The organism is Pseudoxanthomonas composti (genome assembly GCF_004122095.1).
Taxonomy (GTDB): Bacteria; Pseudomonadota; Gammaproteobacteria; order Xanthomonadales; family Xanthomonadaceae; genus Pseudoxanthomonas_A; species Pseudoxanthomonas_A composti.
This window is the reverse complement of record NZ_SAWZ01000007.1, coordinates 181047-204688: the sequence shown is the minus strand read 5'-3', so window position 1 is coordinate 204688 and position 23642 is coordinate 181047. Positions and strand designations below refer to the sequence as shown.

Genomic DNA, 23642 nt, shown 5'->3' with positions numbered 1-23642 from the left:
CACCCGATCCCATCCCGAACTCGGAAGTGAAACGCAGCTGCGCCGATGGTAGTGTGGCTCAAGCCATGCGAGAGTAGGTCATCGCCAGGGTCTTTTTCCCGCAAACCCCCAGCCAAAAGCTGGGGGTTTGTCTTTGCGCGAAACAAAAGTGGCACAGCGTTAGTGTGCCCCCTCCCGACAAGGGAAGGGCGGGAGATTGGCTAAAGCCGGCTCTTTGATCGTCGGTGGGAACCACCAGGAGCTTCGAGCTGAAGCGGCCTAAAGATTCACCGCCCGCGAGCAGGCGATAAAGAAAGGCCTTGTTCGGGTGTGCCGAAATTCACACAGGCGCCTCGAGCCACGGGAGCATCCCAGGAAGCGGCGCTAGGTGGTCTCGGGCCATCTGCCGCGCAGAGGCTTTGTCGTGAAAGCCCTTCGCGGCTGATGGCCCTAGGCCACCTCGAGCCGCTCCCATAGCTGCGGATGCACGCCTCTGCAGACGATCAGCGTGTCAAAGCGAAGCATGGGGCTGACGTTAGCCTGTCGCAGGTGATCGTGGTCGTCGTCGCTCTATTCCTCAAAGTGAGTCGAATGCGCGTGGAGCCAGGACCGTACAGGCCTCTTGTGGGAGCGCTTTAGCCGCGAAGAGGCTTTACCAATGAAGCGTCTTTGCAGCTGATGGCCACCGGGCTACCTCTAGCTTCTCCGATGGGGCTGGCTGGGCGAGGCGTGCGCACTCAGCCCGAAGAGCGGATGGATTGCGTTACTGACTCATCGCGAACTTCAGGCGCTTGGTGCATCACGACCGGGAGGATGCGGGGCTCGTCTGCGTTCGATCCACCAGCTCAGGCCGGCGCACAGGACGAAGCCCAGCCACCACGGCCATCGTGTGCCGGGCTGTGGGGCTGGGCTGGAGAGGCGCGACGTGGTGCCAGCGTCCAGCAGTTGCAGCGTCGAGCTGCGCGTGGCGTTGCGATGCGTGTCGGGTAGGTCGGCATGCGAAACGGGCACGACATTCTCGGACTGGAAGGCCGGGATCAAAGCCCTGATCCGGCGCGCACGCAGCGGGGAATTGGGCCGCTGGCGCTCAGCGCGAAGTGCTCGGGCGCGGTGTAGCCCGGACCTGTGCCGGTGAGGCGCTCAAGCGCCGCAGAGCGCGAACGGTTGGGGAGGCCAGTGCCGCCCCGGGGCGGCCGGCAGCTGCCGGGCCGACCGACCTTGCCCCGTGCCGCGTTCCCGCCTGCGCTAGCCACCTACCACCAGCCGCCTGTTTCCTGCCGCCGGCCCGCCGCCGGGTCATACCGGACCCTGGCCACGGCCACGGCCACGACCACGACCACGACCACGGCCACGGCCACGACCACGACCACGACCACGGCCACGGCCACGGCCACGGCCACGGCCACGGCCACGGCCACGGCGCCGCGGCCCGGCTGGGGTAGGCATCCCAGTTGGGGGAGGCAAGTTAACTTCTGGTGAGTCGCGCCGATATCAGCTGGGTCTCCCCTGTGTCGTGCTTGCGCCATGCTCATCATCGTTGGCTTTGTCGTTGTTGTCGGCTGCGTCCTCGGCGGCTTCGTGCTGTCGCATGGCGAGATCGCTGCGCTGTGGCAGCCCTATGAGGTGCTGATCATCGCCGGCTCGGCGTTCGGCGCCTTCCTTGCCGCCAACTCCGGCAAGGTGGTCAAGCGTGCGATGAAGTCCATCCCGCAGCTGCTCAAGGGGGCCAAGTACAAGAAGCAGGACTACATCGACATCCTGTCGATGGTCTACGACGTGCTGATGAAGGCGCGCAAGGAAGGCATGATCGGCATCGAAAAGGATGTCGAGAATCCCGATGCCAGCCCGGTGTTCTCCAAGTACCCCAAGCTGATGGCCGACCATCACCTGATGGAGTTCACCACCGACTGCCTGCGCCTGATGGTCAGCGGCAACCTCGAGCCGCACGAGCTGGAAGCGCTGCTGGAGATCGAGGTGGAAACCCATCACCAGGAAGCCGCCGAACCGGCCCATGCCGTGCAGGTGCTGGCCGACTCGCTGCCGGGTTTCGGCATCGTCGCGGCCGTGCTCGGCATCGTGATCACCATGGCCTCGATCGGCGGCGACACCGCGATCATTGGCCACCACGTCGCCGCCGCGCTGGTGGGCACCTTCCTCGGCATCCTGCTGGGCTATGGCTTCATCGGCCCGCTGGCTTCGGCCATGCACCACGCCGCGCATGAGGAAGGCAAGGCGTTCGAGATCATCAAGATGGCGCTGGTGTCGAGTCTTCGTGGCTATCCGCCTTCGACCGCGGTGGAGTTCGCGCGCAAGCTGCTGTTCTCCGACGTGCGTCCGGCGTTCGCCGACCTGGAAGCCCACCTGCGCGGCAGCCGCTGATCCGTCATGAGCGACAAGAAGCCCCCCATCATCGTCAAGCGCGTCAAGAAGGTGGCCGGTGGCCACCACGGTGGCGCGTGGAAAGTGGCCTACGCCGACTTCGTCACCGCGATGATGGCGTTCTTCCTGGTCATGTGGCTGGTCGGCACCGGTACCAAGCAGGAAAAGGCCGCCATCGCCGAATACTTCAAGAATCCCAGCGCCTTCAATGGCAAGGCGCAGAACCCCGGCATGAGCTCGCTGGGCCCTGGCGGCGCTGCGGACAAGATGATCCCGACCTCCAATGCCATGGCGATCCCGGGTGGCGTCGGTCCCGATGCCGGGCAGAAGAAGAGCGAGGCCGAGGAGAAGGCCGATGCCGAAGCGCGCGACAAGCGTCAGTTGACTGCGCTGAAGCAGGAGCTGGAGGCGGCGATCGAGAAGAGCCTGGCGCTGGCGCCGTTCAAGGACCAGCTGCTGATCGATCTGACGCCTGAGGGCCTGCGCATCCAGATCGTGGACAAGCTCAATCGCCCGATGTTCGACCTGGGCGGGGTGACGCTGAAGGACTACGCCACCGAGATCCTCAAGGAGCTGGGCGCGGTGATGGCCGGCGAGGATCACCGCATCGCCATCAGCGGTCATACCGACGAGACGCCGTTCCATGCCCAGGACGGTTATGGCAACTGGGAGCTGTCCAGCGAGCGCGCCAATGCGGCGCGGCGGGCGTTGATCAAGGGCGGGCTGGAAGAAGCCAAGATCACCCGGGTGGTGGGCCTTGCGGCTTCTGTGCCGTTCGACAAGACCGACCCGCGCAGTCCGGTGAATCGACGCATCAGTATCGTGGTGCTGAACAAGCAGGCGCTGGACCAGGCGGCCAAAACGGACACGCCGATCGCCGCGACCAGCCAGGGCGCCGAAACAGAAGCATCCACCCAGACCGAGGGCGCTGCCAGCGCCCCGGTTCCGGCGTCCGGCCCGTCCCCGGCGGCTGCCGCCGTTGCAGCCCCGGCGTCGCCAGCGCCAGCGGCGTCTTGAAAAGCGTCCACCGACCCCTTACATCGCTTTCGTTAGCATCGGTCCGGTCAGAAATCGCGCCTTCGGGCTGTTCTGAAATCAGCTAAAAGCTGAATGAAATCGGCACCTGTGTTCTGCTAGCGCAACACTGGGGAACTTTCCAGGTGGTTAGCAGTCCAACCTTTCGACTGCTAGGATGGACCACATGAACCAGATCTCTGCTTCCACAGCCTTGGTTGCCAACAACCTCCCCGTACCCAGCGCGCTGGGTTCGCTGGATGCCTACATCGGCGCGGTGCACCAGATTCCGGTGCTGTCGGTCGATGATGAGCAGCAGCTGGCGCGTCGTTTCCGCGACGAGGACGATCTTGATGCCGCACGCGAGCTGGTGCACTCGCACCTGCGTTTCGTGGTGCACGTGGCGCGTGGGTACAACGGTTATGGGCTGCAGCTGGGCGACCTGATCCAGGAAGGCAATATCGGCCTGATGAAGGCGGTCAAGCGCTTCGACCCGGACATGGGCGTGCGTCTGGTGAGCTTTGCCGTGCACTGGATCCGTGCGGAAATGCACGAGTTCATCCTGAAGAACTGGCGCATCGTGAAGGTCGCCACGACCAAGGCGCAGCGCAAGTTGTTCTTCAACCTGCGCAAGTCCAAGACCCGCCTGGGTTGGATGAACGCGGCCGAGGTCAGCGCCGTGGCCAAGGACCTGAATGTGTCCGAGCGTGAGGTGCTGGAGATGGAGTCGCGCCTGTCCGGTCGTGATGTCGGCTTCGATGCGCCCAGCGACGAGGACGAGGACCATGCACCGCCTTCGCCGGCCGCGTATCTGCGCGCGAACGAGGAAGATCCCTCGCAGGCGTACGAGCGCGCGGACAGCGAGGACAACCAGTTGGAGCTGCTGCGCGAAGGCCTGGCGACGCTGGACCAGCGCTCGCGCGACATCATCCGTCGTCGTTGGCTGGACTCGGAGAGCAAGATCACGTTGCAGGAGCTGGCCGACGAATACGGCGTTTCTGCCGAGCGCATCCGCCAGATCGAGGCCAACGCGCTGAAGAAGATGAAGGCGCTGTTCGCTGCTTGATTCACGCGTAGCGCAAGATTGAAAAGCCCCGCTTCGGCGGGGCTTTTTTGTGGAACGAGGTGGAGGTGATGCCGCACTTCAACGCTCATTGCGGCAATTGCAGCGGGCAGCGAGGCCCGGTGATGGCCGGGCATGTACCCGCGAGGCACGCGCTTCCAAATCGCGTCGCCCCTTGGCCATACGCCGTGCCTGGGTCGGTGGTGATCTCTGTGTCCGTGAGCGTGACCGCAGTACGCAGCGCCAATCGCGCCTGCGGCGCGATGCGTGCTGCAGGCGAGCAGCCGGTCAGCGCGTGTCCCCGCCGGGCTTTCGCTCGTCATGGGCGTCGCCGAAGATGATGCGTGCGGCGCGCTGGTAGCTGATGTAGGCCATGGCCCAGTTCACCAGCACCACGAAGCGGTTGCGGAAGCCGATCAGGAAGTAAACGTGTGCGGCCAGCCAGAACCACCAGGCCAGCGGGCCGGAGAACTTCAGCTTGCCCAGGTGCACGATGGCGGCCATGCGACCGATCGTGGCCAGGTTGCCGAAGTCCTGGTAGCGGAAGGGCGTGGTCGGCTTGCCCGCCAGGCGCGCCTTGATCGCGCGGGCGATGTGTTTGCCCATCTGCTTGGCGGCGGGCGCGACGCCCGGCACCGGCTTGCCGTCCTGCTGTACCGAGGCCAGGTCGCCGCCGACGAAGATCTCCGGATGCCCTGGCACGCTCAGATCGGGCTGCACCAGCACACGACCAGCACGGTCCAGCGGCACGCCAAGCGCGCGCGCCAGCGGCGAAGCCGCCACACCCGCGGCCCACACCACGGTCTTGGCCGCGATGAAGTGCTCGCCCAGCCGGTAGCCCTCGGCGTTGATGTCGCTCACCGGGGTGCCAGTCACTACTTCCACGCCCAGCTTCTCCAGCTGCGCGCGGGCCTTGTCGGTCAGGTCCTGCGGGAAGGAGGGCAGCACGCGCGGACCGGCTTCGATCAGGCGCACGCGCGCCTTGCGCGGATCGATGTGGCGGAACTCGTCCTTCAAGGTATGCCGGGCAATCTCGGCCAGCGTGCCGGCCAATTCCACTCCCGTGGGGCCGGCGCCGACGATGGCGAAGTTCAGCCAGGCATCGCGCTTGGCCGGGTCGGTCTCCATCTCGGCGCGTTCGAAGGCCAGCAGCATCTTGCGGCGCAGGCGCACCGCATCGTCCAGGGTCTTCAGGCCCGGGGCGAACGGTGCCCAGTGGTCGTTGCCGAAGTAGGCGTGGGTGGCGCCGGCGGCCAGGAGCAGGGTGTCGTAGCGCACGCGGGTGCCATCGCCCAGCTCCACTTCCCGCTGCTGCGGGTGCAGGTCGGTCACCTCGGCCAGGCGCACTTCCACGTTGTGCTGCGCGTCCAGGATGTGTCGCAAGGGTGCGGCGATATCCGGTGCCGACAGCCCGGCGGTGGCGACCTGGTACAGCAGTGGCTGGAACAGGTGATGGTTGCGGCGGTCGATCAGGGTGATGCGGACGGATGGATCGTCGAGGGCGCGCGTGGCCCACAGGCCGGCGAAACCGCCGCCGACGACCACGATGTGGTGCGGTTGGCTTGTCATGAGGATCTACTGGGATGGGGAAAGCCTTGGCCGGCCGATGTCGGTCGCGCGACTGCGCGGTCCATCACATCGGCGTCTGAGGAATCTGGTGCTGCGCGCGGCGAGGAATGGGCGACGGGCGCGGGCATGGGCGCGCGGGCCTGCGGCAGACGGGGCACCGGAAACGACATGGCGGAAATGTTCGCATGCCTGACGCGGACCTCGCAGGCATTGTCCGATACTTGGTGCCGTGATCTCGTCAATGGAGGGCGGACATGACAGAAGCCGATACACGCATCGCATTGCTGATCGACGCAGACAACGCGCCGGCGTCCAAGATCGACCTGGTGCTGGCCGAGGTGGCGCGCTACGGCGTGGCCAATGTGCGCCGCGCCTATGGTGACTGGAAAAACCCGCATCTGCGGGGCTGGGAACAGGTGCTGCACGAATACGCCATCCGGCCGATGCAGCAGTTCGCCTACAGCAGCGGCAAGAATGCTTCGGACATGGCCATGGTCATCGATGCGATGGACCTGCTGTACGCGGGCAAGCTGGATGGCTTTGCCATCGTCTCCAGCGATGCGGACTTCACGCCGCTGATCATGCGGCTGCTGACCGAGGGCGTGAAGGTGTACGGCTTCGGCGAGAAGAAGACGCCCTCGCCGTTCGTCAACGCTTGTTCGCGCTTCACCTACCTGGAGGCGCTGGGCCAGCAGCCGGACGCCGAGAACCCGGCCGAGCACGGCAGCACCGCCGCGCAACCGAGGAAGCCCAGCGCCGAGTTGCGCCAGGACACGCGGCTGGTGCAGATGCTGCGCAGCGCGGTGGAGGCGGCTGAAGGCGAGGAGGGCTGGGCGCACCTGGGCGCGGTGGGCAGCCAGATCGCCAACCAGGCCTCGTTCGATTCGCGCAACTACGGCTACGGCAAGCTCAGCGATCTGATCGCGGCCATCGGGCTGTTCGAGGTGAAGAAGGACGGCAAGACCCTGTACGTGCGGCGTCTGCAGAACAAGCCGGCGGCCAAGCAGGCCGCAGCCAAGCAGGCCAAGGCCAGGTCCAAGCCGGCCGCGACTCAGTAGAGGTCGATCGGGTCCACGTCCAGCGACCAGCGCACGCGCCGGGCCTCCTGGCGCTCGTACAGGGCGGGCAGGACCGCATCCAGGGCGGCGTGCAGCTCGCGGCGCTGGCTGGCCGATACGATCAGCTGCATGCGCTGGTAACCGGCGCGGCGCGGCATGGGCGCCGGGACCGGGCCGCTGATCTCCAGCGACCCGCCGCTGGCCTCCTCCAGGGCGCGGCGCGCCAGCTGCAGGAAGGCTTGCGGCGGGTCGCTGTGCTTGGCCTCGGCGCGCAGCAGGGCCAGGTGGGCGAAAGGCGGGAAGCCGGCGGCCTGGCGCTGCACCAGCTCGGCATCGGCGAAGGCGCGATAGCCGCCGTGGACCAGGGTCTCCAGCAGGGGGTGGCCAGGATGGTGGGTTTGCAGCCACACCTGCCCGGGACGTTGCGCGCGCCCGGCGCGGCCGGCGACCTGCACCAGCAGCTGGGCCAGCTTCTCGCTGGCGCGGAAATCGCTGGAGAACAGTCCCTCATCCACGCCGACCACCACCACCAGCGTCAGCCGCGGCAGGTCGTGGCCCTTGGCCAGGATCTGCGTGCCGACCAGCACCCCGGGGCCATCGGCCAGCTGGGCCAGCAGTTTTTCCAGGCCATCCTTGCGTGCGGTGGTGCTGCGGTCGATCCGTAGCACCGGCACCGTGGCGTAGCGCTGCAGCAGCATTTCCTCCAGGCGCTCGGTGCCCACGCCCTGCGGCTGCAGGGCCAGGCCGCCGCAGTCCGGGCAGGCCAGCGGCGCGGACTGGCGCTGCCCGCAGTGGTGGCACTGCAGGCGCTTGCCAGCCGCATGCACAGTCATCGGCGAGCTGTGCAGGGGTGTGCTGCAGCGGCGGCAGTGCGCGCTCCAGCCGCAGTCGTGGCACAGCAGCACCGGCGCATAGCCGCGGCGGTTCTTGAACACCAGCACCTGGCCGCCCTGACCCAGGTGGCGGTCGATGGCGGCCAGGGTCTCCGGCGACAGGCCCGCTTCCAGGGGGCGCTTGCGGACATCCACCACGCGCACCTCCGGCGCCTGCGCGGTGCCGGCGCGCTGGCGTAAACGCAGATGGCCGTAACGGCCTGCGTGGACGTTGTGCAGGGTCTCCAGCGAGGGCGTCGCGCTGCCCAGGATCACCGGCACGTCCAGCGCCTTGCCGCGCACCAGGGCGAAGTCGCGGGCGTGGTAGCGGATGCCATCCTGCTGCTTGTAACTGCCGTCGTGCTCCTCATCGATCACGATCAGACCGGCCCGCGGCAACGGCGCGAACACCGCCGAACGGGTGCCCACCACCACCTGCGCCTGGCCGCGCCAGCAGGCGGCCCAGGTCTGCGCACGCTCGGTGTCGGACAGGCCCGAGTGCAGCGCGTGCACCGGCACGCCCAGGCGGCGGCGGAACCGCGCCAGCGTCTGCGGGGTCAGGCCGATCTCCGGGACCAGCACCAGCGCCTGCTTGCCGGCGGCGATGCAGTCGGCGATGGCCTCCAGGTAGACCTCGGTCTTGCCGCTGCCGGTGACGCCCTCCAGCAGGATCGGACGGAAGCCCGCGCCGGCGCGCAGGGCCGCCACGGCCTCCTGTTGCTCCGGATTGAGTGTCAGGGTCAACGCCGGCACCGGCGCGGCGGTCGCCGCGTCCCGCAGGACGCGTATCGCGAACCCGCGCTTGGCCAGATTGCGTGCGGCCTCGCGCCAGCCTTCCAGGCGGTCGTCCAGCAGCGCCTCGGCCATCGTGCCGGCCTGGAGCAGCTCAGCCAGGCGCTGGGGGCGGGTGCCGGTGCGCAGGCTGGCCGCGCTGGTGTGGCCGGCTTCGGTCAGCTGCCAGGCCCAGGGGCGGGTTTCTGCCAGCGGTTCGCCCTGCCGCAGCGGCACCGGCAAGGCAGTGGCCAGCACCTCCCCCAGCGGAGCATGGGTATAGCGGGCCAGCCACTGCAGCGACTGCCACAGCTCGCCGGCCAGCAGCGGGGCCGGGTCCAGCAGTTCCAGCGCCTGCTTCAGTGCGTCGGCGTCCTGGGCTTCGCCTTCGCCGACAATTAACCCGACCAGCTCGCGACTGCCGAAGGACACCCGGACCCGTCGCCCGGATAGTTCTCCCTCAACTTTGAGACTCTCTGGCGGCAGGTAATCGAACACGCGCGGCAGGGGGACCGGCAGAGCGACGCGCAGGGTGGTGACCGGGGGCATCGGGACAGTCTAGCGGGCCAGTTCACCGAGCTGCAGGTCATGTGAAGTTGCAGCATGGAGCTGGCCCGGCGGTGATGAATGGCCCGCAACTGCCCGTCACGATTGGGAATTCCCCCTTATCCACACCGCCTGTGGATAAGCCTGTGCATCGTGGCTTGGCTCCACGCCGAAATGGCCGTTCACACTGGCCTGAGGTTAATTTGGCGAAAAAAACACCAGGCGCACTTTATCCTTTTGGATCATGTGCTTAGGTGTGAAACCAAGTTGAAACATGGCGTCCCGGGGCGCGTGGGCCGTCCCTTATGAAGATTGGATGACCGCTGTGCACAACGTCTTTGGGCGTAAGCCATTGACCTGCCGTGGGCTGACCGCTTTTGGGACGACATGACGTGAAGGCCGGCAGGCCTGCCCGGCAGGCGGGGTCGCTATCATGTGCGCCAAGTCCGGTTTGAAGCACTGATGTCCGCCACGCCCAGTTCCGCTGCACCCGCCGCCGTGTCGGCCTTCCTCAAGGGCGTGGAACGACGTGGCCTGGTCCTGGCCGAGCTGCAGTCCGGCAGCGCGGCCTTGGCCGAGAAGGCGCTGATCGCCGCCCTGCGTGCCTTCCGCACCCAGGCCGCGACGCTGCCGATGGCCGCCTGGCCCGACCGGTTCTGGCGCCTGCTGGCGGCCATGCCGCAGTTGCGCCAGCCGGGCGATCAGGTCCCCAAGGTGCCTGGGTTCCAGGCCCTGCACGATGCCAGCGGGCCGCGCCTGGCGCTGCTGCTGCGCCTGGTGGCCGGGTTGGAGGAAGACGCCGCCGCCGCGGCCATGTCCACCACGCTGCAGGGCTATCGCATCGCGCTGTCCGAGGGCTGCCCACGCGATGCCGAGGGCGAGCCCGACGCCGAGGGCTGGCGGGCGCTGGCCGAGGCGATTCAGCAGCGCCTGCGCAATCTGGAGCCGGCGACGCTGCAACGGTTGGAGCAGCTGCGCGAGCTGGCCATCGTCGGCCGTGAACCGGCGCCTGCGGTGGCTCCCTCCGCGAAGCCCGCCGCCACTCCCGCCAGGTCCAAGGCCGAACGGCCCGCCGGTGGCCGCCGGCTGCACTGGAGCTGGATCGCGGCGCTGTTGTTGCTGTTCGGCGCGGCGGCGATCGTGGCCGGCTACTACCTGCGCAGCGATGCGCCGGCACGACCGCGCAACGCGCCGGAAGCCGGAGCCGATGGGATTTCCCTGATTCCGCAGGACGGGCCCACGCCGGCCGAGCCGCTGGGCGATGCGCCGGCGCCGCAACCCGGGCCGCCGACACCGAGCGATGCGCGGCTGCTCGCCGATGCCCAGGGCCGCGCGCTGGCCGAGCGTGCCGATCTGCTGGCCTGGTATGCGGCTGGCGCGGTCGATGCCCGGCCGCCGCAGGACCAGGCGCCCGAAGACACTGCACCCGAAACCGAGGACGACCGCAGCGATGCAGCGCTCTAGCGTCCTGACCGCCGCTGGGCTGTTGCTGGCCGGCGTGGCTGGCATGGTGATCTGGAAGATTCTGCCGGGCCCTGATGCCGCTCCCGGCACGGGAACGCAGGCCGCGACGGCGGCCGCGTCCGCGGGAGCGAGTGAAGTGGCGGGCATCCCCACCGATGATGGCCCGGCCCCGGTGATCGCGGAAGCGACGGTGCAGGCATGGCAGTCGCTTTCGCCCGGCCGACGTGCGGAGGCCCGTGCGCGCTACGCCGCGCTATCGGCGCTCAGCGACAGCGAGCGCAAGCAGTTGGCCGAGGCCGCCGCGCGGTTCGATGCACTGCCCGCCGCCGAGCGCGAGCGGCTGCAGGCGACCTTCGACGCGCAGGACCGGCTGGTTCGCCATGGCTGGCGGCTGGGGCCGGCACTGGGAGCTGACTACGCAGGCCTGCATCCGCTGCTGGCCTTCGTGCCCGAGGTGCAGCACGACGCGCTGTTGCAGGCGATCAGGTCGATGGCCCCTGCCGAGCGGGCATCACTGGCGGTGTTGATCCAACGCACGCCACCACAGGACCGCCAGGCCCTGCGCGATGCCCTGCTGGCCGAGCCAGCCGCAGCGCGGGGACAATGGCTGGCTGCAAGGCTGCAGCAGTAAGTCGGGCACTCCGGCACCGGGGCGGCACGTTATCGGATCACCCCGATGCCAGGAACCTGGCGATAGGCGCGTTCGTCGCGTCAGTGCGTCTGGGGCGCCGGTGAGGGCTGGGCATCGAACCGACGCGCATAGCCACGCTCCTCGGTGATCCGTTCCACTTCGTCTTCCGGCACGTCCGGCGCGCCGTAGACCGCATAGGCCACGCTGCCGTCCTCGCGTTCGCCGACCAGATGCAGGCGATACCGCGCATGGCCGCTGCCGCCGTTCTCCGGGTAATGCACCGGGGGGCGCTCGCCGTCCATGTCCATCTCGCTGTTGTCCACGACGCCGCCGACGAAGATTGCTCGCAACATATCGATGCCTCTGCAGGTGGGTGGTTGGCGTCCCCATCCTGTCCAGCCTCATGTTGTCCCGCCATGAAGCCTTCGTTGAGGCTTGGTTGTGCGGCACCGATTGACGAGGCGTCCGATCTACTTCAGCAGCGGGCCCAGCTGCGTCCACACATGGTCGCGCAGCTTGGGCTGGGCCGCGGCCACCGGGTGCAGGTTGTCGTCCTGGAAATTGGCGCGGTCGCTGGCGATGGGCTCCAGCAGGAACGGCAGGAAGGCGGTCTTGTGGGTCTGGGCCAGGGTCTTGAACATGGCCTGGAAGCCCTGGGTGTAGTCGCGCCCAAAGTTCGGCGGGATCTGCATGCCGATCAGCAGCACGCGCGCGCCAGCGCCTTGCGCGGTGGTGATCATCTTGTCCAGGTTGGCACGCGACTGCGCCAGCGGCAGCCCGCGCAGGCCGTCGTTGGCGCCGAGCTCGATGACGATCACGTCAGGTGCGTGGCGCTTGAGCTCGGCGGCCACGCGCGAGGCGCCGCCGGCGGTGGTCTCGCCACTGATGCTGGCGTTCACCACCCGCCAGCCCGGCTTCTGTTGCTGCACGCGCTGCGCGGTCAGCGCCACCCAGCCCTGCGGGGCCGACAGGCCGTAAGCGGCCGAGAGCGAGTCGCCCATCACCAGGACGGTCCTGGCCTTGGCCGCGGCCTGCTGGGCCATCAGCGAAGGTGAAGCCATCAGCAACACCGCCAGCAGGACAGGACCGACGGCACATTGCACCCGACGGCGCCAGACTGCATAACCTGATGTCATCCCACGTCTCCGATGCGATCGAAGGAACATGATGTCCCAGCCGACCCCGCTGCACGATGAAACCTCCGCCATCGCATCCGCCGCCGGCGGCACGGCCAGCAGCATGGCCCTGGACGTGCAGCACCTGCGCAAGCAGGTCGAGCTGCCGGGCGGTCCGCTGACGATCCTGCACGACATCAGCTTCCGGATCGCCCCGGGCGATACGGTGGCCATCGTGGGTGCCTCCGGCTCGGGCAAGAGCACGCTGCTGTCGCTGCTGGCCGGCCTGGATACGGCCAGCGGCGGGTGCGTGCTGCTGGCCGGGCAGGACCTGTCCACGCTGGACGAGGACGGCCGCGCCCGGGTGCGCGGCGAAGCGGTGGGCTTCGTGTTCCAGAGCTTCCAGTTGCTGCCTTCGCTGACCGCCCTGGAGAACGTGATGCTGCCGCTGGAGCTGCGCGGCGATGCCGATCCGGAGACGCCGGCGCGGCAGATCCTGGAGCAGGTCGGCCTGGGCGGGCGGCTGGGTCACTATCCACGGCAGCTCTCCGGCGGTGAGCAGCAGCGCGTGGCCCTGGCCCGCGCCTTCGTCACCGGGCCGCGGGTGCTGTTCGCCGACGAGCCCACCGGCAATCTGGACCAGCACACCGGCGCGGCCATCATCGAGCTGTTGTTCGACCTCAATGCCAGCCGCGGCACCACCCTGGTGCTGGTCACGCACGACGAAGGCCTGGCCGCGCGCTGCGGGCACAGCCTGCGCCTGGATGCCGGCAAGCTGGTGGGCGCATGAGAAGCCTGTCGCTGGCCTGGCGCCAGCTGCGGCGCGACCTGGCCGCTGGTGAGATCCGCATCCTGCTGGCCGCGCTGGTGCTGGCGGTGGTGGCGGTCACCGCAGTGGGCTTCGTCACCGATCGCGCCGAGCGCGCGCTGGCCATCGAGGCCAACCGCCTGTTGGGCGGCGATGCGGTGGTGCGCAGCGATACCGCGCTCAAGGGTGAGCTGCTGCAGGCCGCGCAGGCACCGGGCCTGAAGCGCACCCAGACCACCGAACTGGACACGATGATCCGCGTCGGCAAGGGCGAGGATGCCTCGCTGCGGCTGGGCGACCTGCGCGGGCTGGGCGAGGGCTTCCCGCTGCGCGGCGCGTTCCGGGTGGTCGATGCGCAGCAGCCGCAGGAGCACGACGCACGTGGTATCCCCGCGCGCGGGACGCTGTGGATGACCCAGGCCGGGGCCGACACGCTCGACGCCAGGCTGGGCGACACCGTGAGCATCGGCGATGCCGACTTCCGCCTGGCCGCCCTGGTGGTGCAGGAACCGGATGCGGCGATGGATTACTTCAATGTCGCCCCGCGGGTGTTCCTCAACGAGGCGGACCTGCCGGCTACCGGTCTGATCCAGTTCGGCAGCCGCATCCGCTATCGGCTGGTGATCGCCGGCGAAGCCGGCGCGGTGGAGCGCTTCGTCGAGCGCGCACGTCCGGCCCTGGGCCGCGGACAGCGCCTGGAGACGGTGCAGGACGCGCGGCCGGAAATCCGCTCGGCGCTGGACCGCGCAGGACGCTTCCTTGGCCTGGCCGCGTTGGTGTCGGTGGTGTTGGCCGCGGTGGCCGTGGCCATGGCCGCGCGCCGCCACAGCGAGCGGCACCTGTCCGGCGTGGCGGTGATGCGTTGCCTGGGCGCGCAGCAGCGCACCCTGGTGGCGGTGTACGTGGGCGAGCTGATGTTGTTGGGGCTGCTGGCCTGCACGCTGGGCGTGGCGATCGCTTTCGGCCTGCAGTGGGGCATCGGCAGCTGGCTGGCGCGCACGCTGGGCGTGTCCATCCCCGCCGCCAGCCTCGTCCCGGCGGTGCAGGGCTATGCCACCGGCCTGGTGGTGCTGCTGGCCTTCGGTGCGCCCCCGGTACTGGCCCTGCGCCGGGTCCCGGCCCTGCGCGTGCTGCGGCGCGACCTGGATGCGACCGAGCCCAGCGCCTGGCTGGTGGCCATTGCCGCACTGGCCGGGTTGGGCGCGTTGCTGTGGTGGAAGGCCGGCTCGGCCGCGCTCGGCGGGGCCATGCTGATCGGCATCGTCGGCACCCTGGCGGTGCTGGCGCTGCTGTCCTGGCTGATGATCCTGGCCGTGCGCCGGCTGCGCGCGCGCCTGCGCGGCAGCCTGCGCTATGGGCTGGCCAATGTCAGTCGCCGCGCCAGCACCAGCATCGCGCAGATCTCCGCACTGGGCCTGGGCCTGATGGCGCTGCTGTTGCTGACCTTCGTGCGCACCGATCTGCTGGACCGCTGGCAGCTGGCCTTGCAGGCCGATGCGCCCAACCGCTTCATCATCAACGTGCAGGACGATCAGACCCAGCCGGTGCACGATTTCCTGCGCGCGCAGGACCTGGGTGAGCCGGTGCTGTTCCCGATGGTGCGCGCGCGCCTGACCCAGGTGAACGGCAAGGCCGTGCGCGCGGAGGATTACGAAGAGGGCCAGACCCGGCGCCGGGCCGACCGTGAGTTCAACCTCTCCACCATGGACGCCTTGCGCGATGACAATCAGGTCACCGCCGGCAGGTTCTGGGGCAGCGGCAAACCGGCGGCGACCGAGTTTTCGGTGGAAGAGGGCTTTGCCAAGGACCTGGGCTGGAAGATCGGCGACACGGTGACCTTCGACGTGGCCGGCCAGCCCTTGCCCGGGCGTGTGACCAGCCTGCGCAAGGTGGACTGGGAGAGCTTCCGCCCGAACTTCTTCGTGCTGGTCTCGCCTGGCGCGCTGCAGGGCTATTCGGCCAGCTGGATCACTGCGGTCAGCGTGCCGCCCAGCAAGCCGCGCTTCACCGCCCAGCTGGTGCAGGCCTTTCCCAATCTGTCGGTGATCGACGTCGATGCGGTGCTCAAGCAGGTGCGCAGCACCGCCGACCAGGTCTCCACGGTGGTGCAGGTGGTGTTCTGGTTCTCGCTGGCCGCCGGCCTGCTGGTGCTGATGGCGGCGGTCAGTGCCAGTCAGGACGAGCGCCTGCTGGAAGGCGGGGTGATGCGGGTGCTGGGCGGCAGCCGACGCCAGCTGCGCATGGCGCAGGCCTCGGAATTCGCCGCCATCGGCCTGCTGTCCGGCCTGGTGGCCGCGGTGGCCGCCTCGGTGCTTTCCGGCGTCATTGCCACGCGGGTCTTCGACCTGCCCTGGACGTTCAACTGGAAGCTGGCGCTGGTCGGCGGCGGCCTGGGCATGTTGGCGGCCCTGGTGGCCGGCATGGCGGCCACGCGCCGGGTGCTGGATGCGCCGCCGTCGGTGACCCTGCGCGAACTGCAGTGACCAGGCCCTGGGCAGGGGCGGCATCCTCGGGTGTTCCGCGCTTGCTTGAATCGCATAAACCCCGCTCCGGCGGGGTTTTTCGTTGTGGATGCCGCAGGCCGGGCAGGGTAGGCGATGTTGCGTTGCACGATGCGCGATTGCCCGAGTTGTGATGAATTTAAATCGTTACAAATCGGGGAATCCGACGAATCCGTGCCTCGCGCGCTGCGTCGGATGCCGCTGTCCACTGCACACACCGGATGGATGTTTCGATGATGCGATCGCTCCTGCTCCCCCTGGCTGCCACCGTTCTGGTCGGTGGCACGCTGTCCGCCCACGACGCGCACGCCGCTGCCGCTTCGCTGGCCAGCGAGGTCAACACCTTCATCGGCAGCAAGGATGACGGCAACACCTTCCCCGGTGCTTCGGCGCCTTTCGGCCTGATCCAGGTCAGCCCCATCGGCTCGCACTACTCGGGCTGGCGCTACGACGACCCCAAGATCCGCGGCTTCGGACACTCCTTCATTTCCGGCGCCGGTTGCTGGGAGCAGGGCGGGCAGGTGTCGGTGCTGCCGGTGACCGGCAAGATCGGCCCCGGCGCGGACTTCGACACCGGCGACCCGAAGCGCTTCGACCATCGTAGCTATGCCTCGGCCTATACCCACGACGGCGAAGTCGGCCAGGCCGGCTATTACCGCGTAAAGCTGACCGATTACGGCGGCATCCAGGCCGAAGCCACCGCGCAGACCCGCGCGGCGGCCGAGCGCTACACCTTCGCGCCGGGCACCAGCGAGGGCCAGGTGCTGGTCAACGTGGCCCAGGCCAACGAGCGCCACGGAGTGATCGGCAGCAGCGTGGAGATCGTTGGCGACCGCGTGGTGGAAGGCCGTGTCACCACCCAGAGCTTCTGCGGTGGCCACGAGTACACCACCTGGTTCCGCCTGGAGTTCGACCAGCCCTTCACCGCGCACGGCGTGTGGGGCGAGGAAGGCGGCGTGCCCAATGGCCGCCACAGCATGCAGGGCCACACCAAGCCCAACGGCGCATGGCTGACCTTCGCGCTGAACAAGCAGCGCGAGGTGACCGTGGTCTCGGCGATCTCGCACGTGGATATCGAAGGCGCCCGCGCCAACCTGCGCGCCGATGGCATGCAGGGCGGCAAGCTGCTGGGCTTCGATGCCATGCGCAAGCTTGCGCAGGCCGACTGGAACAAGGAGCTGAAGGACGTCCAGGTGCAGGGCGCCGGCAAGGACGACCGCGCCGTGTTCTACACCGCGCTGTACCACGCGCTGCTGCAGCCCATGACCGGCAGTGACGTCGATGGCCGCTACCGCGGCTACGACGACAAGATCCATACCGCCGATGGCTGGACCTACTACGAGTACTTCTCGCTGTGGGATACCTACCGCTCGCAGAACCAGCTGCTGGCGCTGCTGCGCCCCAAGGAAGCGGCGGACATCGCGCGCACGATGCTGGCCATCCGCGAGCAGGGTGGCTGGCTGCCGCGCTGGGGCTATGCCAACTACGAGACCAACATCATGACCGGCGACCCGGCCACCCCGTTCCTGGTGGACCTGTGGCGGTTCGGCGCGCTGAAGGGGCGTGAGTCCGAGGCCTATGCGGCGCTGCGCGAGAACGCCTTCAGCATGCCCAAGCTGGATTCGCGCATGGGCGGGCGTTCGGGCAATGCGCGCTACCTCAAGGATGGCTTCGTCCAGTACGACCTGACCTTCCCGTCCAAGGGCATGGACGTGGATCCGCACCACGGCGGCTCGGCCACGCTGGAATACGCCCTGGCCGACTGCTCGCTGGCGCAGATGGCCGGCGCGCTGGGTCATGCCGAGGATGCGGCGACCCTGCGCACCCGTGGCCGCAACTGGCACAAGATCTGGGACCCGGACGTGAAGGACGAGGAGGCAGGTTTCACCGGCTTCCCGCGTGCGCGCACCGACGATGGCCAGTGGTACGTGCCCAACAACGACCACTACAGCCCGCGCTCGCAGCACGGCTTCCACGAAGGCACGGCCTGGCAGTACCAGTGGCTGGCGCAGCAGGACGTGCCGGGGTTGGTGGAAGCCATGCACGGCCGCGACCAGGCCGCACGTCGCCTGGACATGTTCTTCGCCTATGACGCCCTGGTGGCCGATCCGGCGCACGCCGCGCGCAAGGAGTGGGTGGTCGGCCCGTACAGCTACTACAACCAGTACCGCTACAACCCCAACAACGAACCGGACCTGCACGCGCCCTGGATGTACACGCTGATCGGCCAGCCGTGGAAGACCGCCACGGTGCTCAACGCCGCGCAGACCCTGTTCACCAATGCGCCCAACGGCGTCACCGGCAACGACGACCTGGGCACCATGTCGGCCTGGTATCTGTTCAGCGCGATGGGCCTGTATCCGGCGGTGCCGGGCACCGGTCAGTTCCTGCTGCACGCGCCGCGTTTCGCACGGGTGGACATCGCCCTGGCCAACGGCAAGCGCCTGCGCATCGAGGCGCCCGGCGCCGGCGATGGCCAGCCGCGCTTCGTCGACGGTGTGCACGTGGACGGCAAGTCGCACGCGCAGGTCTGGCTGGATTGGGAGCAGCTGCAGCAGGGCGGCACGTTGCGCTTCGACCTGACCAGCACCGCACCGGAGCAGGGCTGGGGCACGCGCGCGCAGGATCTGCCGGCCGGCGCCTGCGCCGTGGACGGGGCGCGCCTGGACTGGGCCGCCCGATGAGCACGGGGCTGGCCTGGATCAGGAGCGCCTGATGCGCGGCGCGGCGGCACGCTGCTGCACCTTCCTCGCGCTGCTCGTGTGCAGCGCGGCGTCCCTGGCCGCGCCGCAGCTGCGTGCGCTGCACGAGGGCTGGCGCTTTCGCCTGCTGCCCGACGATGCGCAGGCGGCCGAGCATCGCCAGGCCACGCAATGGCATGCGGCGCAGGTGCCGGGCACGGTGCACACCGACCTGCTGGCCAATGCGCTGATCCCCGACCCCTATGTCGGGGCGGCCGAGGCCGGCCTGCAGTGGATCGGGCTGGGCGCCTGGGAATACGAGACCCGCTTCGACCTGGATGCGGACACGCTGGCCAAGGCGCATGCCGAGCTGGTGTTCGAAGGCCTGGACACGTTCGCCGAGGTCACGCTCAACGGCAAGCCGCTGCTGCAGGCCGACAACAGCCACCGCACCTGGCGCGTGCCGGTACAAGGCCGTCTGAAGGCCAAGGACAACGCCCTGCGCGTGGTGTTCCGCTCGCCGATCCGCACCTTGCTGCCCAAGGTGCAGGCCATGCCGCACAAGATCGCCGGCAACTATCCCTCGCCTTACGGCGACGAACCGGCCGATGCCATGGTCGGCAACTTCGTGCGCAAGCCGGGCTATCACTTCGGTTGGGATTGGGGCCCGCGTTACGTCACCGCCGGCATCTGGCGGGCGGTGCGGCTGGAGACCTGGAGTGGGCCGCGCCTGCGCGATATCGTGGTCAACACGCGCGCGCTGGACGCGAATGCCGCGCAGCTGGAGGTGGACCTGGAGGTTGAGCGCGACGCCAACCAGGCGCTGCAGGTTGCGCTGGAGATATTGGACCCGGACGGCAAGCGTGTGCATACCGCCACGCAGACCCTCTCAGCCCCGGGCACGGGCGAGATCAGTCTGCCGGTGCGCATCCAGTCGCCCCGCCGTTGGTGGCCGGCCGGGCACGGCGAGCAGGCACGCTACACAGTGCGCGCGCGGGTCGCCGGTGACGAGGGCACCGACACGCTTGAGCGCCGCATCGGCCTGCGCACCGTGGCCTTGCAGCGCGAGTCAGACGCCAAAGGCGGACAGGGCTTTGCCTTCGTGGTCAACGGCAAGCCGATTTTCGCCAAGGGCGCCAACGTCATTCCCTTCGACGCGTTTCCTTCGCGCGTGACCCGCGAGCGCCTGCGGCGCGACCTGCAGGCCGCGCGCGATGCCAACATGAACATGGTGCGCAACTGGGGCGGCGGCTACTACGAGGACGAGGCGTTCTTCGACCTGACCGATGAGCTGGGCCTGATGGTCTGGCAGGACTTCATGTTCGGCGGTGGCATGCAGCCGGGCTACGACCCGGCCTTCCGCGCCAACGTGGTGGCCGAGGCGCGCGACAACATCCGTCGGCTGCGCCATCACCCCAGCATCGTGCTGTGGTGCGGCAACAACGAAGAAGAAACCGCATGGAAGGACTGGGGCCACGGCAGCAAGCTCGAGGCGGCCGATCCGGCATTCGCCAAGACGGTGTGGGACGGTTACGTGGCGCTGTTCGGCCAGGACCTGCGCAAGGTGGTGGCCGATGAGGCGCTGGGCGTGCCGTACTGGGCCAGTTCGCCCAGCAATGACCTGGACACCAAGGCCAACGATTCCACACGCGGCGACAAGCACTACTGGGAAGTCTGGGGCAACCCGGCGCTGCCGGCGGAGGCCTACCTGCTGCAGACGCCGCGCTTCATGTCCGAGTACGGACTGCAGGCCTGGCCCTCGCTGCGCACGGTGGACGAGTTCGCCACGCCCGAGGAGCAGCGCATCGACGGGCCGGTCATCCGCGCCCACCAGAAGTTCATGGCCGGCGAGGGCAACACGCGCCTGCTGCACTACATCGAGCGCGAGTACGGCACGCCGCGCGACTTCGCCGATTTCGTCTACCTGAGCCAGGTGATGCAGGCCGACGGCATCGAGCTGGCGGCGCTGCACCACCGCGCTTCGCGGCCGTACACGATGGGCTCGCTGTACTGGCAGCTTAACGATGTCTGGCAGGGCGCTTCGTGGTCCAGCGTGGACTACCGTGGCCGCTGGAAGGCGCTGCATTTCCATGCGCGGCGCTTCTTCGCCGATCTGGCGGTGGCGGCGCTGCGCAGCGAGGGCGTGACCCGGCTGACCCTGCTGTCCGACCGCGATACCGCACTGCCGCTGCAATGGCGGCTGCGGGTGATGGATGTCGATGGACGCGTGCTGCGCGAGCAGCGGCATGAGGTCCAGCTTGCGGCGCAATCGGCCATGCAGGTCGCGCAGTTCAGCGATGCACAACTGCTCAAGGGCGCCGACCCGCGGCGCACGCTGGCGGTGTTCGAGCTGATGGACGGCCAGCAGTCGCTGGCGCGGCGCGTGGTCTACTTCGATGCGGCCAAGCAATTGCAGCTGCCGGCGACATCGATCGCCTCGACCATCGCGGCCGATGGCGAGGGTTTCGTGCTGACCCTGCGCAGCGCCAAGTTCGCGCGCGCGGTGTGGATCGACTTCGGTGCGCTGGACGTGGTGCCGGAGGACAATGCCTTCGACCTGCTTGCCGGTGAGCAGCGCGTGCTGCGGCTGCGCGGCAGCGCCAGCTTGCAGGACCTCAAGCAGGCCTTGCGCGTGCAGTCGCTGGCCGATGCGGGGCAGCGCGGGACGAGGTAAGTGCACCACGAACAGCTGGACTCCAGCCGAGCGGGTGAGCCCATGCCACCTGGCCTTGTGGGAGCGGCTCTGGGTGACCTAGGGCCATCAGCCGCCGAAGGGGCCTTCCCGTGAAAGCCCCTTCGCGGCTGAAGCCGCTCCCACAGGATGCGAGCTGTTCGAGGTTCAACAAGCTGAGCGCTGGCAAGTGCGCGGTGCGTTAGAGCGCATGCTGTACTTCGCGTGCGCGAGTCTGTCGATCAAGACGCCGGTTTCCGCCATCGCGGTAGCCGCTTTCGCCATTCGTCATATTGTCAGACATTAAGGGTCGCGCTATACAGGCCATCTGTCGCGCTTCGTATGCAAGGTCACGCGTCTGTCGTCGCACCTTCCGTCGTTTCGGGGCAGTCCAATCAGCCCAATGCGAGTGCGCCTGCCGTGGCCGTCTCGCCCTCAGAAGGATTCGGGACCATGACGCTCAAGGCCAACGCCCTTTCGTTCGCACTCGCCGCTTCACTGCTCGCGCTTGCACCGCATGCCTGGTCGCAGGACGTTGCCGGTGCAAAGCAGGGCCATGTTTACACTAGCGACCTGATCACCCGCTGGGGCAAGGCGGTGACGCCAGACAACGCCTGGCGCAGCTATCCGCGCCCGCAGATGCAGCGCGCGCAGTGGCAGAACCTCAATGGGCAGTGGGACTACGCCATCCGGCCCAAGACGCAAGGCCAGCCCGACAGCATGGATGGCAAGATCCTGGTGCCGTTCGCGGCAGAGTCCAGGCTCTCGGGCGTGGCCCGCGCGGTCACGCCGAACGATCGCCTGTGGTATCGCCGCACCTTCACCATCCCCGCCGAGTGGGCGGGCCAGCGCGTGCTGCTGAATTTCGGCGCGGTGGATTACGAGGCCCACGTGCTGGTCAACGGCGGCGTGGTGGGCTCCCACCGGGGCGGCTCGGACACCTTCTTCTTCGACATCACCGACTACCTGAAGTCAGGCGAGAACGAGGTCGTCGTGCAGGTCACCGACCCGACCTCCGATGGCCCGCAGCCGCGTGGCAAGCAGCAGCTCAATCCGCGCAGCATCTGGTACACGCCCGTTAGCGGTATCTGGCAGACCGTGTGGCTGGAGCCGGTCCCGAAGCTGCACATCGAGAACGTCAACGTCACCCCGGACATCGATGCCGGCATGCTGGACGTGGAGGTCGCGCTCAACCGCAGCGCCGACGATGACGACGCCGTGCGCATCACCGCCAGGGCTGGCGGCAAGGTCGTGTCCACCAAGCTGATCCGCGCCAATCGCCGCACGCGCCTGCCAGTGCCAGATGCCAGGCTGTGGACGCCGGACAACCCGTTCCTCTACGACCTGGATGTCGAGCTGGTGAAGGTGGCCAAGCCGTTCGACCAGGCCAATGCCTCGCAGCACCGCCCCAATGGCGAGCGCGACGATTCACTGATCACCGAGATCGAAGCGCAGACCTATGCCAAGGCCCAGGTGCAGGGTAAGCCGGTCGATACCGTGCGAAGCTACTTCGCCATGCGCAAGAGCTCGCTGGGCAAGGGGCGGATTCCCGGCCAGCCGGTGCTGCTGCTCAACAACCAGCCGGTCTTCCAGAACGGCACGCTGGACCAGGGCTGGTGGCCCGATGGCCTGCTGACCCCGCCGTCGGAGGAGGCGATGGCCTTCGAGATCGACTTCCTCAAGAAGTCCGGCTTCAACATGCTGCGCAAGCACATCAAGGTCGAGCCGGCCCAGTATTACCACCTGGCCGACAAGATGGGCATCATGATCTGGCAGGACATGCCCTCGGGCGAAGAGGACAACAGCCTGGACCAGTTCGTGCGGATGAAGTCCAACGACGAGGTGCTGTTCCCCACGCGCGTGTCCGACGAGTTCGAATACGAGCTGCTGCGCATGATCAGCGACCTGCGCAACCATCCCTCCATCGTCACCTGGGTGGTCAACAACGAAGGTTGGGGGCAGTACGCTTCCACGCGCCTGGCCAAGGCGGTCAAGGAGCTGGACCCGAGCCGCACTGTCAACAAGGTCAGCGGCTGGCTGGATACCGGCGACGCGGGCTCGGACATGTTCGACATCCACACCTACGAGGACGTCCCGCATGTGCCGACGCGGCAGACCCATCGCGCCATCGTCATGGGTGAGTTCGGCGGCATCGGCCTGCCGGTCGAAGGACACCTGTGGTTCCCTGCCAATCGCAACTGGGGCTACCAGACCGCCAAGGACAAGGACGACTACCTGGCCCGCTACCAGCGCAAGTACACCGAGGTCATCCGCCAGGCGCGCGAGGTCGGGCTGAGTGCGGCGGTGTACACGCAGACCACCGACGTGGAAGGGGAGATCAACGGCCTGCTGACCTATGACCGTGAGGTCAGCAAGATCCCCGCCGCGGCGTTCTACAAGGTGCATGCGCCGCTGTTCGATCACGGCGAGAAGGCCGACGCCAAGAAGCGCGGCAAGTGAGCGCGCCGCGGCCCGCTCCGTTATCAGGAGCGGGCCGCAGCGATGGATGAAAGCGAAGGT

General features: G+C 68.2%; 16 protein-coding genes and 1 rRNA gene. 12 read left to right on the top strand and 5 right to left on the bottom strand.

Going from position 1 to position 23642, the window contains the following annotated elements; genetic code table 11:
* Positions 1–90 (top strand): 5S ribosomal RNA (gene rrf / locus EPA99_RS14120); the annotation flags it as partial.
* 1142 nt (positions 91–1232) lie between these two features.
* Here the strand turns inward: rrf and EPA99_RS18735 are convergent.
* A complete protein-coding gene (locus EPA99_RS18735) occupies positions 1233–1397 on the bottom strand; it encodes a hypothetical protein (RefSeq protein ID WP_164978653.1) in 165 nt (54 codons plus the stop codon).
* Positions 1398–1503: 106 nt separating this feature from the next.
* Here EPA99_RS18735 and motA point away from each other — a divergent pair, with 106 nt between their 5' ends.
* The 3 genes from motA (at position 1504) to rpoH (ending at position 4438) form a co-directional block, all read left to right on the top strand.
* Positions 1504–2358 carry a flagellar motor stator protein MotA gene (gene motA, locus EPA99_RS14105; protein ID WP_129471864.1) on the top strand — a complete coding sequence of 285 codons (855 nt, stop codon included), beginning with the start codon at positions 1504–1506 and terminating at the stop codon, positions 2356–2358.
* 6 nt (positions 2359–2364) lie between these two features.
* On the top strand, positions 2365–3375 hold the full coding sequence (gene motB, locus EPA99_RS14100; protein ID WP_129471863.1) for a flagellar motor protein MotB: 1011 nt from the start codon (positions 2365–2367) through the stop codon (positions 3373–3375).
* 184 nt (positions 3376–3559) lie between these two features.
* Complete coding sequence (rpoH, locus tag EPA99_RS14095; RefSeq protein WP_129471862.1) at positions 3560–4438, top strand: RNA polymerase sigma factor RpoH; 879 nt, start codon at positions 3560–3562, stop codon at positions 4436–4438.
* A gap of 285 nt (positions 4439–4723) precedes the next feature.
* Here the strand turns inward: rpoH and EPA99_RS14090 are convergent, their stop codons facing one another.
* Positions 4724–6004 carry an NAD(P)/FAD-dependent oxidoreductase gene (locus EPA99_RS14090; RefSeq protein ID WP_129471861.1) on the bottom strand — a complete coding sequence of 427 codons (1281 nt, stop codon included), beginning with the start codon at positions 6002–6004 and terminating at the stop codon, positions 4724–4726.
* A gap of 254 nt (positions 6005–6258) precedes the next feature.
* Here EPA99_RS14090 and EPA99_RS14085 point away from each other — a divergent pair, with 254 nt between their 5' ends.
* Positions 6259–7062, top strand: coding sequence for an NYN domain-containing protein (locus EPA99_RS14085; protein ID WP_129471860.1), 804 nt, complete (start codon positions 6259–6261; stop codon positions 7060–7062).
* Here EPA99_RS14085 and EPA99_RS14080 read toward each other — a convergent pair.
* Complete coding sequence (locus EPA99_RS14080; RefSeq protein ID WP_129471859.1) at positions 7056–9254, bottom strand: primosomal protein N'; 2199 nt, start codon at positions 9252–9254, stop codon at positions 7056–7058. The two genes, EPA99_RS14085 and EPA99_RS14080, sit on opposite strands and share 7 nt — an antisense overlap.
* Before the next feature lie 459 nt (positions 9255–9713).
* Between EPA99_RS14080 and EPA99_RS14075 the strand changes: the two genes are divergently transcribed.
* Positions 9714–10715, top strand: coding sequence for a DUF3619 family protein (locus tag EPA99_RS14075; protein WP_129471858.1), 1002 nt, complete (start codon positions 9714–9716; stop codon positions 10713–10715).
* Complete coding sequence (locus tag EPA99_RS14070; RefSeq protein WP_129471857.1) at positions 10702–11346, top strand: DUF3106 domain-containing protein; 645 nt, start codon at positions 10702–10704, stop codon at positions 11344–11346. The genes EPA99_RS14075 and EPA99_RS14070 overlap by 14 nt, the downstream gene beginning before the upstream one ends.
* 80 nt (positions 11347–11426) lie before the next feature.
* Here the strand turns inward: EPA99_RS14070 and EPA99_RS14065 are convergent, their stop codons facing one another.
* Together EPA99_RS14065 and EPA99_RS14060 are read right to left on the bottom strand one after the other, a co-directional pair.
* Positions 11427–11696 (bottom strand): hypothetical protein, encoded by a 270-nt coding sequence (locus tag EPA99_RS14065; RefSeq protein ID WP_129471887.1) that lies wholly within the window; start codon positions 11694–11696, stop codon positions 11427–11429.
* A 120-nt stretch (positions 11697–11816) separates the two neighbouring features.
* Positions 11817–12407 carry an arylesterase gene (locus EPA99_RS14060; RefSeq protein ID WP_241688398.1) on the bottom strand — a complete coding sequence of 197 codons (591 nt, stop codon included), beginning with the start codon at positions 12405–12407 and terminating at the stop codon, positions 11817–11819.
* Positions 12408–12513: 106 nt separating this feature from the next.
* Between EPA99_RS14060 and EPA99_RS14055 the strand changes: the two genes are divergently transcribed.
* The 5 genes from EPA99_RS14055 (at position 12514) to EPA99_RS14035 (ending at position 23582) form a co-directional block, all read left to right on the top strand.
* On the top strand, positions 12514–13251 hold the full coding sequence (locus EPA99_RS14055; RefSeq protein WP_425479209.1) for an ABC transporter ATP-binding protein: 738 nt from the start codon (positions 12514–12516) through the stop codon (positions 13249–13251).
* Complete coding sequence (locus EPA99_RS14050; RefSeq protein ID WP_129471856.1) at positions 13248–15752, top strand: ABC transporter permease; 2505 nt, start codon at positions 13248–13250, stop codon at positions 15750–15752. The genes EPA99_RS14055 and EPA99_RS14050 overlap by 4 nt, the downstream gene beginning before the upstream one ends.
* A gap of 254 nt (positions 15753–16006) precedes the next feature.
* A complete protein-coding gene (locus tag EPA99_RS14045) occupies positions 16007–18454 on the top strand; it encodes a GH92 family glycosyl hydrolase (RefSeq protein ID WP_425479211.1) in 2448 nt (815 codons plus the stop codon).
* A 31-nt stretch (positions 18455–18485) separates the two neighbouring features.
* Positions 18486–21125, top strand: a complete 2640-nt coding sequence (locus EPA99_RS14040; protein ID WP_129471854.1) for a beta-mannosidase — start codon at positions 18486–18488, stop codon at positions 21123–21125.
* A gap of 450 nt (positions 21126–21575) precedes the next feature.
* Positions 21576–23582: a glycoside hydrolase family 2 protein gene (locus EPA99_RS14035; RefSeq protein ID WP_206733764.1), complete on the top strand. Its 2007-nt coding sequence runs from the start codon at positions 21576–21578 to the stop codon at positions 23580–23582.
* The last annotated feature ends 60 nt before the right edge of the window (positions 23583–23642 follow it).